Annotated in this window: 12 protein-coding genes and 3 pseudogenes; 10 read left to right on the top strand and 5 right to left on the bottom strand. The window is 24.7% G+C overall.

The window, feature by feature from the left end; genetic code table 4:
- Nucleotides 1-131: 131 nt before the first annotated feature.
- The 4 genes and pseudogenes from AACK94_RS03035 to AACK94_RS03015 form a co-directional block, all read right to left on the bottom strand.
- Nucleotides 132-1,137, bottom strand: a pseudogene (locus AACK94_RS03035) (NAD(P)-dependent oxidoreductase).
- 130 nt (nucleotides 1,138-1,267) lie between these two features.
- Complete coding sequence (locus AACK94_RS03025) at nucleotides 1,268-2,377, bottom strand: AEC family transporter (protein WP_338976166.1); 1,110 nt, start codon at nucleotides 2,375-2,377, stop codon at nucleotides 1,268-1,270.
- Between the two features lie 181 nt (nucleotides 2,378-2,558).
- Complete coding sequence (locus tag AACK94_RS03020; RefSeq protein WP_338976165.1) at nucleotides 2,559-3,827, bottom strand: hypothetical protein; 1,269 nt, start codon at nucleotides 3,825-3,827, stop codon at nucleotides 2,559-2,561.
- 175 nt (nucleotides 3,828-4,002) lie between these two features.
- The gene (locus tag AACK94_RS03015; RefSeq protein WP_338976163.1) at nucleotides 4,003-4,164 is read right to left on the bottom strand and encodes a hypothetical protein; all 162 of its coding nucleotides are present in this window, start codon (nucleotides 4,162-4,164) and stop codon (nucleotides 4,003-4,005) included.
- Nucleotides 4,165-4,354: 190 nt separating this feature from the next.
- Between AACK94_RS03015 and AACK94_RS03010 the strand changes: the two genes are divergently transcribed.
- The 7 genes and pseudogenes from AACK94_RS03010 to AACK94_RS02980 all read left to right on the top strand — a co-directional run bounded on the left by AACK94_RS03010 (nucleotide 4,355) and on the right by AACK94_RS02980 (nucleotide 10,630).
- Nucleotides 4,355-4,633, top strand: coding sequence for a transposase (locus AACK94_RS03010; protein WP_338975565.1), 279 nt, complete (start codon nucleotides 4,355-4,357; stop codon nucleotides 4,631-4,633).
- A gap of 41 nt (nucleotides 4,634-4,674) precedes the next feature.
- Nucleotides 4,675-5,325, top strand: a pseudogene (locus AACK94_RS03005) (IS3 family transposase); the annotation flags it as partial.
- Between the two features lie 76 nt (nucleotides 5,326-5,401).
- A complete protein-coding gene (locus tag AACK94_RS03000; protein WP_338975565.1) occupies nucleotides 5,402-5,680 on the top strand; it encodes a transposase in 279 nt (92 codons plus the stop codon).
- A 41-nt stretch (nucleotides 5,681-5,721) separates the two neighbouring features.
- A complete protein-coding gene (locus AACK94_RS02995) occupies nucleotides 5,722-6,399 on the top strand; it encodes an IS3 family transposase (protein ID WP_338976161.1) in 678 nt (225 codons plus the stop codon).
- Between the two features lie 260 nt (nucleotides 6,400-6,659).
- Entirely contained in the window at nucleotides 6,660-8,210 is a 1,551-nt protein-coding gene (locus AACK94_RS02990; RefSeq protein WP_338976160.1) for a hypothetical protein, read from the top strand.
- Between the two features lie 21 nt (nucleotides 8,211-8,231).
- Nucleotides 8,232-9,242, top strand: a complete 1,011-nt coding sequence (locus tag AACK94_RS02985; protein WP_338976159.1) for a hypothetical protein — start codon at nucleotides 8,232-8,234, stop codon at nucleotides 9,240-9,242.
- 26 nt (nucleotides 9,243-9,268) lie between these two features.
- Nucleotides 9,269-10,630: a Sapep family Mn(2+)-dependent dipeptidase gene (locus AACK94_RS02980; RefSeq protein ID WP_338976158.1), complete on the top strand. Its 1,362-nt coding sequence runs from the start codon at nucleotides 9,269-9,271 to the stop codon at nucleotides 10,628-10,630.
- A gap of 52 nt (nucleotides 10,631-10,682) precedes the next feature.
- On the opposite strand, the gene AACK94_RS02975 is transcribed toward AACK94_RS02980, so the two are convergent.
- Entirely contained in the window at nucleotides 10,683-11,843 is a 1,161-nt protein-coding gene (locus AACK94_RS02975; protein ID WP_338976157.1) for a hypothetical protein, read from the bottom strand.
- 240 nt (nucleotides 11,844-12,083) lie between these two features.
- Here AACK94_RS02975 and mnmA point away from each other — a divergent pair, with 240 nt between their 5' ends.
- From mnmA to AACK94_RS02960, 3 genes and pseudogenes are all read left to right on the top strand, one after another.
- The gene (gene mnmA / locus AACK94_RS02970; protein WP_338976156.1) at nucleotides 12,084-13,199 is read left to right on the top strand and encodes a tRNA 2-thiouridine(34) synthase MnmA; all 1,116 of its coding nucleotides are present in this window, start codon (nucleotides 12,084-12,086) and stop codon (nucleotides 13,197-13,199) included.
- Nucleotides 13,200-13,490: 291 nt separating this feature from the next.
- Nucleotides 13,491-14,637, top strand: a pseudogene (locus AACK94_RS02965) (IS3 family transposase).
- A 22-nt stretch (nucleotides 14,638-14,659) separates the two neighbouring features.
- A protein-coding gene (locus AACK94_RS02960) for an IS3 family transposase (protein WP_338975527.1) occupies nucleotides 14,660-15,777 on the top strand; the annotation gives its coding sequence in 2 pieces (ribosomal slippage) (nucleotides 14,660-14,930 and nucleotides 14,930-15,777; 1,119 coding nt in all).
- Nucleotides 15,778-15,789 lie beyond the last annotated feature (12 nt).

Raw genomic sequence — 15,789 nt, 5'->3', positions numbered from 1 at the left:
ATTTTAAAGTAAATAGGTAAAAAACTTATATTAAGTTTGATGTTATTATAACATAATAGATCAGTATATTTTAAAATTTATATTACCTTTTTCATATACAGTATGTAAAATAACTATAATCAATTATTAAATTAAATTTTATTTTTACATTCTTGACCAGATAAAATTACTTTTAAATTTTCATAAGTAATTTCAATCATATTTTTAATAGCTTCATCAGTATACGATCCAATATGTGGTGTCACAATAATACGCGGATATAATGATAATAATTTATTTGTAATATTATCGGGAGTTGGTTTTCCAGCAAAATCTTTGAAAAAAACTTTGCTTTCATTTTCTAAAACATCCAAACCAACACCTTTTAAATGACCACTTTTAACTGCATCATAAACTGCTTGTAAATCCATTAATTCACCACGAGCTACATTAATTAAAACTGATCCAGGCTTCATTTTTGCTAAAAAACTCTTGTCAACTAAATGATAATTTTCTTCTTTAATATATGGACAATGTAATGAAATTAAATCCGATTCTTTAAGTAAAGTTTTTAAATCACAATAAGTTAGAATACTTTTTGCTTGATCACTTTCATAAATATCATATCCCAATACCTTTGCTCCCATTCCATGTCATGCCTTAGCTGCTTGATAACCAATACGGCCAGTTCCAATAATACCTATTGTTGAATTACGAATTTCTTTGGCAAACATAAAATCATCAATTTCAAAATTATGATTTTGTTGATGATTAGCACTATAAAATAAATTTCGAAGTAAGCCGTTTCCCATACTTACTGCTAATTCACTAACAGCATTGGGCGAATAACCAGGTACATATGCCATTTCAAAACCTAATTCATGAGCTTTTTTTAAATCAATATGATTATAACCAACAGTTCTAGTTAATAAATATTTAACGCCATATTCTTTCATTTTTAATAAATTTTGCTCATAACAGTCACAATTAGCACGAACCATTACTGCTTCATGTCCCCTTTGCCGTTTCAATATTATCCTTTGTTAAATACTCTTCAATTAACGTTAAATCATATCCATAATTTTTATTTAATGTTTCAAAAAAAAGCTTTTCTGTTTTACGAACACCATAACAAACCATTTTAATTTTTTTTGCCATATTTTTATTCCCTTTCTTTTGTTTATATTTTAACTAAATAACGGTGTTGCGCCAATCGCTGTAGTAATAATTACTCAAAATGGTAATGAAATAATTGAAAATAATGTAGCAATTAATGTTAAATTACTTGTTAACAATGGCTGTTTTTTATAAGCAATTGAATAGGCAACAATAACTGATGCTGGGGGGCTGCTAACATGATTACAATAACTCCTAATCCAACAGTATCTAATTTTCATGCTCCAGTTTCTTTTCCAATTGCCGCAACTGCACAAACTAATGCTAATCCAAATAATGGTGCAAAAATAATTTTCATTACCATTCCAAATCATACTTTTTTATCTTGTGCAGCATCTTTAAAATTACCTTTTGCTAAAGTAATTCCAATTGCCAATCATGCTAATGGCGTACATAATGCCTCTAAAGTTTTTGTTACTTTAAACAATGGTGGAAATGTATTATCTAATCGTAATGGTGAAAAATATTGACCACTAGTAATATCATTTTGATCAGGAACAATAGCAATTCCAGGAATTAATTGTGTAACTCAAAAAATAAATCCAACCATAGTTGCAATTAAAATTGGATTTAAAAAAATCTGCTTTACATTCTTTATTAAATTTTCTCTTTTTATTACTTTCATTTCTGATTTAATTTGTGCATATCCATCAGTATTTAGTTTTGTATCAACAATAAAATCAGCACCAGTTTGTCCTTTTGTTACTACTGCTGCTTTAATAGGTTTGCTCATTACAATAAACCCTAATGAATATAAAAATATTCGATATGGAATATTAAAAATATTAGCCGGTAAGGTGGCAGCTCCATTATCAAATAGTGCTGTTACTACAGGAATTCCAAAAAATGTTGTTGAAGCAAATACAGTACACATTGCTAATGTATCTTGAATATCCTTATCATATTTAATATAAAAATATTTAGCAACTATTCCCAGTATCATATAGAATAAAAAACCAACTAGTAAAATTGCAACTTGCGTTTTAACTTGCTCTGTTGTTGTATTTGTCATAAAACCATCAAAAGCTAAAGATGGTAAACCAACAACCATAACAATTTTAATTAAAACCGCTTCTCAGTCTTTTTTAAATGTCCCTCTCTTCGTTAAAAATCAACCTAAAAAAATTACAAATATCGTTGCTAAAATTGCACTTCAAAATCCTCAAGCTTTTAATGTATTTATAACAGCTTGACCAACATCAGCTTGTAAATAAAATTGCATATTTCTTTCTATTTCTCCCTTCTTTAATACTTTCTCCTTTCTCTAAAATCTAAGTATTTTGTAACTACTTATGTGTTATTATATAACTTTCAAATAAAAAATAAAACTAATTTACCAAATTTTCAATATTGTGTATAGAGTAATAAATTTGGTAAATTAAAGTTGTAATATTTTTTTAAAGTTACAGACCCATTCTTTTCATAGTTCTAGCTGGTGATTTTTGTCTATTATCTTCTTCTGGAATAAATCCATTTACTCTAGTTTCACTAGTTTCTTTTTCTAACTCTTTTAGTTTATTTTTTCATTCTTGAAATTCTGATCATATTTCTTTTGTTTTTTCTTCGGATTCAATTTGATACTTTTCTTTTTTATTTTCAGTAAAAACATCTTTTATTTTTTTTATATGTTTAGGTTCTAAATATTTTGAAAATGCAATATTTTCTTGTCATTTTTCGTTTCATTTATTGATTGATTGGTAATATTTTTTTGAAAATTTATTTCTTTTAAATTTTCGATTTAATTCTTTTTTGCAAGTTTCAAAAGTTTTTGATTCATTTTTTTCTCTAGTTTGTAGCAAACAGTTTAAAATTATTTCTTCTATTACTTCTTTTGAATTTAAAGATATGTCTTTTAAATATTGAACTTCTTCTTCTAAATTATTTGATCTATTTTCTAGTTCTTTTATTTTTTGTTCTAATTCAAGTTGATACTTGTCTTTTACAATTGAAGACATTACTGGTCTTAATTTTTTAGCACAGTCACATAAAATTTTGTAACAAATACCAGCAACAATACCAGCAATAGTAAAAGGTAATCAACCCATAATAGCACTTGACACAACAAATGTACTAATTATTGGTGTGATAATTATTTTAGCAATAGGAGATGTGGCACCCCACGCAATAAAAAATATTAAACCATGAAAAATCTTTCATATAAACCTTTTAAAAATTCAATATTTATCTTGTACTTCTTCTGTAATATTATCTTGTTTTTGATTTGTAATAGTTCTTACAAATTCTAAAAATGGTGTTCTAATGATAGTTGTATGTTTAGATTCTTTTTTTATAAGCTTTGCATTATTTTTAATTTCATTTAAAAATTGCTTATAACGTAAATGTCTAATTTGTTGAACAATTTCATTTTTTTCAAAATAAATTAATAATTCTCAAACTTTTTTTCTTTTATCATCATATAATCTTAATAAAAAAAAGGTTTTATCTTCTCTTTTTATTATTTCATCATAAATAAAATAATATTCATTTTGTTTCTTAATAATTGTTCTAATTTGAAAACATTTTTTATCTTTTTCATCAAAATGATTTTCAAATTTACATGTTTCACCATTATGTCAATTTTGATGACACCTAATAAAATTTTTAGTAAATCATGTTAAATCTGCTACATTTCTTAATTCTTCTTCAATAATAGTTTTTGTTTGTAAACTCATTTTGATTCCCCCTTATTTAAATAAAAACCCATTATTTTAAAAATAAAAAACAATAGGTTTATTTAGTTTACACTTATTTTTGCTAAAGTTTTAAAATTATGCAATAAACTTTTTAATATTTTTCAAATATAGAAAAAAAGATTTCAATTGAAATCTTTTTTCCATATAATATTTTTTACAAGTTTGGTAAATTTAATTTAGATTTAACTGTTGATGATTGAGTTTGTAAATCAATTGCGTTGATATCTTTTTTTTCAATGTCATCAAAATCACTATCACATTCTAAATTACTTTCTAATTCATTAATTTTGTATTTTAATCTTTCTGCCAAATTCATATTGGAACTTTCAATATCATTTATTTTAAATCATTTTCCATCAAATAGTAATTCATATACTATTGTTTCTTCAGATTTATCATTTGTATTTAATAAACCAGAATAATTAGATTCTGGATGGGTTACACTTTATTGGACACTAATTACATAGACAAGTGAACAAATTAGTTAAAAGAAAGGAATTATAATTATGGTCACTATTAACTCATATTCAGATGAATTTAAAAAACAAATAGTAGCTTTATATCAAAGTGGCAAATCAGTATCTTGCCTTGTTAAAGAATACAATGTTACAAGAGCAGCTACTTACAATTGAATTAAGCAATTTACTAATTCAGGTAGTTTTAAAACTAAAGATAATCTTTCAGATTTAGAAAAACAATTAATTCAAGCAAATAAAGAATTAAAACAGTTACGAATGGAAATTGATATTTTAAAGCAAGCAGCACTAATAATAGGCAGAAAGTAGAGATTATTGCAAATAATAAATCTAAATATAAAATTCGCACAATGTGTCATTTTTTAAAACTCTCTAAATCAACATATTATTTTAATTTAAAGAAAAAAAATAAAATTCAAAATAATATTTATGAACAAGCTGTTATTAGTGCTTTTAAAGAAAATAAAGAAGTTTATGGTACTAGAAGATTAAAAGTCATACTAGCAAACCAAGAAATTTATTTATCACGCAGAAAAATTAAAGAAATTATGAATAAGCATAATTTAATATCAAAATACACTAAATTATCATTCAAAAATTATCATAATAAAGTCAATGATAGTCAAATAACCAATCTTGTTAATAGAAACTTTAATAATAGAATTAAAAATGAAGTTATTGTTAGTGATTTAACTTATGTTCAAGTTAATGGTAAATGAAACTATATTTGCCTATTAATCGACCTATTTAACCGCGAAATTATTGGACATAGTGTTGGAGTTAAAAAAGATGCATCATTAGTATATCAAGCATTTATGCAATCAAATCACTGTTTAAAAGATATTGAAATATTTCATACTGATCGCGGTAATGAATTCAATAATAAAACTATTGATAAACTTTTATTAGCTTTCAACATAACTCGATCTTTAAGCAAAAAAGGATGTCCTTATGACAATGCTGTTGCTGAAGCAACTTTTAAAACTTTCAAAATTGAATTTTGGATGGGTTACACTTTATTGGACACTAATTACATAGACAAGTGAACAAATTAGTTAAAAGAAAGGAATTATAATTATGGTCACTATTAACTCATATTCAGATGAATTTAAAAAACAAATAGTAGCTTTATATCAAAGTGGCAAATCAGTATCTTGCCTTGTTAAAGAATACAATGTTACAAGAGCAGCTACTTACAATTGAATTAAGCAATTTACTAATTCAGGTAGTTTTAAAACTAAAGATAATCTTTCAGATTTAGAAAAACAATTAATTCAAGCAAATAAAGAATTAAAACAGTTACGAATGGAAATTGATATTTTAAAGCAAGCAGCACTAATAATAGGCAGAAAGTAGAGATTATTGCAAATAATAAATCTAAATATAAAATTCGCACAATGTGTCATTTTTTAAAACTCTCTAAATCAACATATTATTTTAATTTAAAGAAAAAAAATAAAATTCAAAATAATATTTATGAACAAGCTGTTATTAGTGCTTTTAAAGAAAATAAAGAAGTTTATGGTACTAGAAGATTAAAAGTCATACTAGCAAACCAAGAAATTTATTTATCACGCAGAAAAATTAAAGAAATTATGAATAAGCATAATTTAATATCAAAATACACTAAATTATCATTCAAAAATTATCATAATAAAGTCAATGATAGTCAAATAACCAATCTTGTTAATAGAAACTTTAATAATAGAATTAAAAATGAAGTTATTGTTAGTGATTTAACTTATGTTCAAGTTAATGGTAAATGAAACTATATTTGCCTATTAATCGACCTATTTAACCGCGAAATTATTGGACATAGTGTTGGAGTTAAAAAAGATGCATCATTAGTATATCAAGCATTTATGCAATCAAATCACTGTTTAAAAGATATTGAAATATTTCATACTGATCGCGGTAATGAATTCAATAATAAAACTATTGATAAACTTTTATTAGCTTTCAACATAACTCGATCTTTAAGCAAAAAAGGATGTCCTTATGACAATGCTGTTGCTGAAGCAACTTTTAAAACTTTCAAAATTGAATTTTGGATGGGTTACACTTTATTAAATTAGTAATTAAAATTATAGTTTATTTTTTTAGTCTATCAATAAATATGCTTGTTACTAATTTTATTAACACTATAAAATGTAAGTAAATATTATAATTTTAATAAAAAGACTTTCATTTTATTTAAAAAACCAATATTAATTAGAATAATATATTAATATTATTCATTTTTCCAGTCCAATTAATTACACGACACTATCTTAATTTTTAATTTGATATAATTATAAAAAGAGTAAGTATATTAAAAATAGATTGGGGTATTTTTATGATAGAGGAAATAAATTCTAGTTCAATGAAAGAACCAAAAATTTATCGTATTGGTCTATATAGCAAATTAACAATTCTTATTAATGGTCTTCTAATTACTACAAGTTTAATGATAGGTTGGGCTTTATGAGCAACTATTGGTCGAGATGCAGTTGATAACTATATTAAATGATTCAATAATCCACAACAGCCTAATTCTAATTTACAAATTAGTTTCAATATAATAAGTATTATTGTTTTCATAGTTTCTGGTTTATCTTTAGCATTAGTAGTCGTACCTTTTATTTTTTTAAAAACTAAAAATAGTGTATCAGCACTTTTTTGTTTAATAAGTTTTATTTTTTCAGCAATATTTGTTATCTTTCTTATTGTATTTTTTATTTTTAGATTTAAAACTTTTACTTTCTTAGCTAATAAAAAAGACGGCGAAATAATAAATACAACTGGTAACTTTCTAATAACTTTTTTACCATGAATGTTGGCTGAGCTATTTGCAATACTTTTATTAATCCACAGTCTTTGATTAATTATTAATATTACCTCTAAATACAAATCAAATACACTATTAATGCCTATTGCTAAACCAAAAGCAAAACAAGAAACAGTAATAGCAAAACAAGAAGTTGATGATACGATAACGCTTCCTAACGTCGTACCAATACCAGTAACTCAAAATAATGAAGAACAACAAATAGCAAACCAAGAAACTAACAATACTGTTCTTAAGCAAGATCTAACACAAGAAAAAATAATCACTAACCCTTCAACAGCAACTGTCCATTATACTAATCATGAACTATCAAAAACACCAACGCAAGGTGCCTATCATGCCGAAACTGTTTCACCAACACCAGGTACTCTTACTAATCTTAAATCCGAATCTATTACAAATGAAGAAGAAATAAATGATAATATTGAAAATATAACAATATATTCAGAACCAACAGTTGAAAAAACAAGTGTAGAAGATACAACAATATATTCAAAATCACCAACAACAGAAAGTAATATTAATACCGAAACTAATTACCAACCAAAAAATCAAGGTGGTTTTGATGTTAAAGACAGTAGTTATTCTGAATCTGAAACATCTAATTTTAATGAACAAGCAACAACAATAACTGTTGAAGAAACACAACCAATAATAGAGAAAACAAACACAAAAACAAAAAAAGAAACAATCGAAGTGCAAAAAGTTACTACTCACCATTGAACATTAGAACAAATTGAAGCTGTTTGAGAAAAAGCGGAAATAATTGATGGTGTTAGTGATAAATTATATCGTAAAGATTATAGTGGTGCTTGAATGTTTCGTGATTCATTTACCACTGATTATAGCGCAGCAGATAACTTAGAAACTTACTCTTGAACTATTGTTCTACATCGTCCTACTAGTCAACAAGGAACAACTGAATTATATAATCTAGATCCAATGAATATTGTTAATGCAAAAAGTAAAGGTGAAAATTACCCTTCTTGAAAAACTAAAATTTCTTCAAAAGGAAATAAAAATATTGCGAAAGAACAACATTGAAAAGCAAGAACATAATAAATATAGTATCATTTATTTATGAATACACAAACTACTATTGAACATTTATATATAGAAATACCTAATTTTAAACATGAAGTAAATACTAACTATTCTTATTTTATAGAAAGTATTAAAAAAGAATTAACAAATATAATAAATAAATACCAATTAAACTTAAAAACAATTTATCTTGCTAACAAAAATAAGTCAGTTTTACCAATTATTTTTTTAGAACAATTATTAATACTACTTAAACCATTGACAACCACTATCAAAGAATACAACTTTGAATGTACTATTAATAATACTAATTTCACAACTCTACAATTATTTTCCAAATTTCAAATTAATCGTTTAATTTGAAAAATAATTAGTTTTCAAAATCAATTAAATAACAAATTTAATTATCAACAAAGTATAAAAATTATTAATGATGCTATTAACTTAAAAATTAATAATTTCTCAATTGATTTAAAATATAATCTTCCTCATCAAACAGTAATTGATGTTAATAATGATTTACAAATATGTATGCAATTAAAAACACCTCATATTAGCTATGATAGTTATAATCACAAACAAAATCTTACTATTAAAAGATACATTAATAATTTCTTAAAAAAACATAAATATGATAACTATGAATACTATAGTTATAGTAAAAATACTAATAATCAATCAAAATATATTATTGCATATTGTTTATTAGAAAACTATTATGGAATTGGTCCAAATGCTGTTTCATATATTAAAACAGAAGATAAAGCAATAATAATTACTAATAGCAATAACATTAATAATAACAATCAAAAAAATAGTATCTTATCAACAAATGAAATTTTAATCCAAAAATTAATACAAGGTTTATTACTAAAAAAGGGAATAAAATTTAACAAAAGTGATAACATTCTAGAGCAGCCACTGATTAGTAAATTAATCAAAAATAAACAAATAAAAATAAAAAATAATCATTTATCTTGCACAAATAGTTCCTGATTATTGTTAAATGATTTAATAGTTGATATTATAACTAATACTACTATTTAAATTTGTATATCAAGGAGTGAATAAATATGAAATTCAATGAAAAATTGTTAAAAGAAAAATATTTTCCGCAAGCACTAACAAAAATAAAAGAAATTGTTAAAATTCAATCATATGCTCAACCACCCACAACAACAGCACCTTATGGGCCTGGTGTTAAAGAAGTATTAGATTATGCTATTAATTTAGGGCAAGAATTAGGTTTTAAAACTTATCGTGACAAAAACAATAAATATGGATATTTAGAATATGGTGAGGGTAAAGAAATATTTGCCATATTAGGTCATCTTGATGTTGTACCACCAGGTAATTTAGAAGAATGAAAAATTTCACCTTTTTCGCCAGAAATTATTAATGATATTTTATATGGACGAGGTGTATTAGATGATAAAGGTCCAACAATTATTATTCTATACTGTTTAAAATATTTAAAAGATCATGGTTATCAACCAAATCGTCGAATTAGAGTTATCTTTGGTTTAACTGAAGAAACAACATGAGATTCAATTAACACATATATGAAGCAAGAAGGTACTCCAACTTTTGGTTTTACTCCTGATGGTATGTTTCCGCTAGTATATGCTGAAAAAGGAATTATTAACTTAGATATTATTGGTATAGGTCATAAATCCATTGTTATTAATGCAGGTGATGCTTACAATGTCACTTGTTCTACTAGTAATATTAATGGTGTTGATATTGAATCATTTGTTAAAATTGGGAAAAATAAGAACTATCTAATTGAAAATAATAATCAACAAATTACCATTCATGGTAAACCAGCACATGGGTCACGACCAGATGAAGGAATTAATGCAGGATTAAGAAGTTTATTAATTTTAAATGAACTTAAAGTTGAACACAATCTAATTAAATTTGTTGGTGATATTTTACAAGAAGATACTGCTTTAACAAAATATTTTGGTGATTTAGATGATGAATCTGGAAGTTTTACTATTAATGTTGGCATCGTTGAAATTAATAGCAAAAATTCAAAATTAGGATGTAATATCCGTATTCCAGTTAAAACTGATTTACAAGAAATTTTAAATAGATTAACAAAAATATTAAAACCTTATAATTTAACAATAAAACAACAACATTATGATAAACCATTATATATGCCACAAGAATCAACAATTGTTATTAAATTAATGGAAATTTATCAAGAAGTTACTGGTGATAAAAAAGCAAAACCAATTGCAATTGGTGGTGGAACTTATGCTAGAGCAATGCCAAATTGTGTAGCATTTGGTGCAATATTTGATCATACTAACTCAACTGAACATCAATATAATGAATGTATTAAAGTTGACGAATTATGAAAATCAATGTTAATTTATGTACGTGCTATTAGTACACTGGGAAGTTTAGAAATTGGTAAATTATAAAAAAAGTTAGAATAGTTTATTCTAACTTTTTTTATTTTCATTCAAATAAATTTTATGCAATTGAAGGATTTCTAGGACAACCACCAAATGCAGGACCATTAATACTATTAATAACACTCACCAATTCATCATTAAAGTTATTAGTTAATTGTCGTTCATCACTACTATTAATACTCATATAATTACTATTAGTTACTATTTCCTCTAATTCATTATTTGGAGTAGACTTAAAAAATTTCTGTCATTGTTTTTTAGCATATTTATTTAATACTTTATTACCAATAGTATCATTGATAATTAAACCAAACATAATAGCAAACATTGGAACTTGAAAAAATGTAGATTCAAATTCTGGTAATCTATCAGCAGTATACATAACAGCTGCAGTTTTAATTGCATTATCTATTATAGTTGCTATTACCATTGCTGTTAAATAACCACCACTTTTTAAAAGACTCATACATTTTGATTGTTGAGAAAATAATGATTCTAACTCATCATTTTCATTAATATTATTATTTAAACAATTAAAATATCTTTTGAAAGCAAACCACATATGTGTTTTTGTTAAATATTCTATACCCTTATCTATTAAGATAGAAGTATAACATAAAACTTCTGCTCGTATAATTGTTGATAAAATATTTGGTCCATAAATAATTTTACTTCAATATTCAGCTAAACTAGTTAAAGAACCAACTGAATACATACTAGAAGCAGTAATCATAAAATGATTCGAAATTCAATATCCAACTTTTGCTATTAGCATTTTTCCAAAAATAGATGTTTTTGAAAGACATGAATAACCTTCTTCAACACCAATTTCGGAATATAAAGATAAAAGTGGACTCATTTCTTGATCAGCAGTTCTATTAAATACTGTTCTTCCTTCTTGTCAAATTTTTTCTGCTCCCCATTTTCATAAATTCATTGCTTGTGTACTAATTACCAATTGTACTGGAGTTACTCCAAAATCAACTAAATTATTTAAAGGATTTACTTTATTTCAATCAAATGATCCAATACTAGTAACTGCTACCTGAAATACTCGTTGTACAGTTTTCAAACCAACTGCTGCTGTTAATAAACCAGCTGTTCCAATTATTTTTTTAGTATCTGATCATATTAAACTACTTCAACTATTATTAATAGTATTTGCTTCTATATTACTATCTATATCATTATTTATTAATAACTCTTCTTCTTGTGGCATTTTTTCTCTTCTCTCTATTTCTTTATTAAAACATAAAAAACACATTAGTAACAAACTTTACAAAAGTGGTTATAAACCATATTTTGTTAAATTGCTTTTATGTGTTTTAACATTATTATAAAGGATTATCACTTAATAATCAATATGTAAATTCAATAATTTAAAAATATTTATTTGGGTATTTATTATATATTTGTTACAATTATTAAGCATTTATGAAAAGTACTAAGGAGTAATAAAATGACAGAAAAAAAACGCATTGTTGTTGGTATGAGTGGTGGAGTTGATTCATCAGTAACAGCAGCACTTTTACAAGCAGAAGGCCATGAAGTTATTGGTCTTTTTATGCGTAATTGAGATTCACTTTTAAATAATGATTTACAAGGTAACAATAATCAAGATATTTGTCCACAAGAACAAGATTATCTTGATGCTTTAGCTGTTTGCCAAAAATTAAATATTAAATTAGAAAGAATTGATTTTGTTAAGGAATATTGAGATAATGTTTTTACTTATTTTCTTGAAGAATTTAAAAAAAGCCGTACTCCCAATCCCGATATTTTATGTAACAAATATATTAAATTCGATGCTTTTTTAAAATATGCACAAAAAAATTTACAAGCAGATGATATTGCAATGGGGCACTATGCACGAATTAACTACAACCCAATTACTAAACAATATCAGTTATTAAAAGGAATTGATGATAATAAGGATCAAAGTTATTTTTTATGTCAATTAACACAAAAACAATTAAAATATAGTTTATTTCCTTTAGGTAATAAAACTAAAACTGAAGTTAGGGAATTAGCAAAAATATATAATTTACCAACAGCAACAAAAAAAGATTCTACTGGCATATGTTTTATTGGTAATCGTAATTTTCAAACATTTTTAACAAATTATTTACCAGCTAATCCGGGCAAAATTGTTGATATTAATACCAAAACTACTATTGGTAATCACAATGGTGTTTACTACTATACACTTGGCCAAAGAAAAGGTATTAATCTTTCAGGAATGAAAGTTCCGTATTTTGTTGTTGAAAAAGATGTTACTAATAATATCCTTTATGTTGCTAATGATAATGAAAATAAATGACTAATGAATAGCGGTTGTACTGTTAAATCATTGAATTGAATTAATAATAGTACATTAAAAAAATCTTTAAAATGTAATGCAAAATTTCGCTATCGTCAATCTGATGTTGCTGTTATTATTAATTTTATTAATAATGATGAAATTAAGGTTGAATTTTCAGAAAAGATACGCGCTATTACGCCTGGTCAAACCGCTGTTTTTTATGATGGTGATATTTGTCTTGGTGGTGGAGTTATTGACCAAATATTTCGCTAATCAATTATTAAAAAACTAATATAAATAATAAAATTTTAATTACATATTTTTTTATAATTTTCAAGATTCAAAAATTACTATTAAACTATTTTTTTAGTTTTTAGATACTTTTATTGCATTTTCTTTTTTACGTTCTTAAAATATAAAATAACCTATTATTATAAAAGTTATAGAAAAAAACAAAAAGGAGAGTTTTAATGAAAAAAATATTAACATGGATGGGTTACACTTTATTGGACACTAATTACATAGACAAGTGAACAAATTAGTTAAAAGAAAGGAATTATAATTATGGTCACTATTAACTCATATTCAGATGAATTTAAAAAACAAATAGTAGCTTTATATCAAAGTGGCAAATCAGTATCTTGCCTTGTTAAAGAATACAATGTTACAAGAGCAGCTACTTACAATTGAATTAAGCAATTTACTAATTCAGGTAGTTTTAAAACTAAAGATAATCTTTCAGATTTAGAAAAACAATTAATTCAAGCAAATAAAGAATTAAAACAGTTACGAATGGAAATTGATATTTTAAAGCAAGCAGCACTAATAATAGGCAGAAAGTAGAGATTATTGCAAATAATAAATCTAAATATAAAATTCGCACAATGTGTCATTTTTTAAAACTCTCTAAATCAACATATTATTTTAATTTAAAGAAAAAAAATAAAATTCAAAATAATATTTATGAACAAGCTGTTATTAGTGCTTTTAAAGAAAATAAAGAAGTTTATGGTACTAGAAGATTAAAAGTCATACTAGCAAACCAAGAAATTTATTTATCACGCAGAAAAATTAAAGAAATTATGAATAAGCATAATTTAATATCAAAATACACTAAATTATCATTCAAAAATTATCATAATAAAGTCAATGATAGTCAAATAACCAATCTTGTTAATAGAAACTTTAATAATAGAATTAAAAATGAAGTTATTGTTAGTGATTTAACTTATGTTCAAGTTAATGGTAAATGAAACTATATTTGCCTATTAATCGACCTATTTAACCGCGAAATTATTGGACATAGGTTGGAGTTAAAAAAGATGCATCATTAGTATATCAAGCATTTATGCAATCAAATCACTGTTTAAAAGATATTGAAATATTTCATACTGATCGCTGTAATGAATTCAATAATAAAACTATTGATAAACTTTTATTAGCTTTCAACATAACTCGATCTTTAAGCAAAAAAGGATGTCCTTATGACAATGCTGTTGCTGAAGCAACTTTTAAAACTTTCAAAATTGAATTTATTAATGATAAAAATTTTACATCATTAATCCAATTAAAATTAGAATTATTTGATTACATCAATTGATATAACAACATAAGAATTCACAGTACTCTAAACTACCTAACTCCAATTAGTTATCAATGGATGGGTTACACTTTATTGGACACTAATTACATAGACAAGTGAACAAATTAGTTAAAAGAAAGGAATTATAATTATGGTCACTATTAACTCATATTCAGATGAATTTAAAAAACAAATAGTAGCTTTATATCAAAGTGGCAAATCAGTATCTTGCCTTGTTAAAGAATACAATGTTACAAGAGCAGCTACTTACAATTGAATTAAGCAATTTACTAATTCAGGTAGTTTTAAAACTAAAGATAATCTTTCAGATTTAGAAAAACAATTAATTCAAGCAAATAAAGAATTAAAACAGTTACGAATGGAAATTGATATTTTAAAGCAAGCAGCACTAATAATAGGCAGAAAGTAGAGATTATTGCAAATAATAAATCTAAATATAAAATTCGCACAATGTGTCATTTTTTAAAACTCTCTAAATCAACATATTATTTTAATTTAAAGAAAAAAAATAAAATTCAAAATAATATTTATGAACAAGCTGTTATTAGTGCTTTTAAAGAAAATAAAGAAGTTTATGGTACTAGAAGATTAAAAGTCATACTAGCAAACCAAGAAATTTATTTATCACGCAGAAAAATTAAAGAAATTATGAATAAGCATAATTTAATATCAAAATACACTAAATTATCATTCAAAAATTATCATAATAAAGTCAATGATAGTCAAATAACCAATCTTGTTAATAGAAACTTTAATAATAGAATTAAAAATGAAGTTATTGTTAGTGATTTAACTTATGTTCAAGTTAATGGTAAATGAAACTATATTTGCCTATTAATCGACCTATTTAACCGCGAAATTATTGGACATAGTGTTGGAGTTAAAAAAGATGCATCATTAGTATATCAAGCATTTATGCAATCAAATCACTGTTTAAAAGATATTGAAATATTTCATACTGATCGCGGTAATGAATTCAATAATAAAACTATTGATAAACTTTTATTAGCTTTCAACATAACTCGATCTTTAAGCAAAAAAGGATGTCCTTATGACAATGCTGTTGCTGAAGCAACTTTTAAAACTTTCAAAATTGAATTTATTAATGATAAAAATTTTACATCATTAATCCAATTAAAATTAGAATTATTTGATTACATCAATTGATATAACAACATAAGAATTCACAGTACTCTAAAATACCTAACTCCAGTTAGTTATCAAAAACAAATGTCTACCAAAAAATAGTCCTAAAAAGGG

Origin of the sequence: Spiroplasma endosymbiont of Monopis laevigella (assembly GCF_964019975.1) — a bacterium.
Lineage (GTDB): Bacteria > Bacillota_I > Bacilli_A > Mycoplasmatales > VBWQ01 > Spiroplasma_E > Spiroplasma_E ixodetis_A.
Note: the sequence above shows the minus strand (reverse complement) of the source record. Positions and strands in the feature narration are given on the sequence as shown.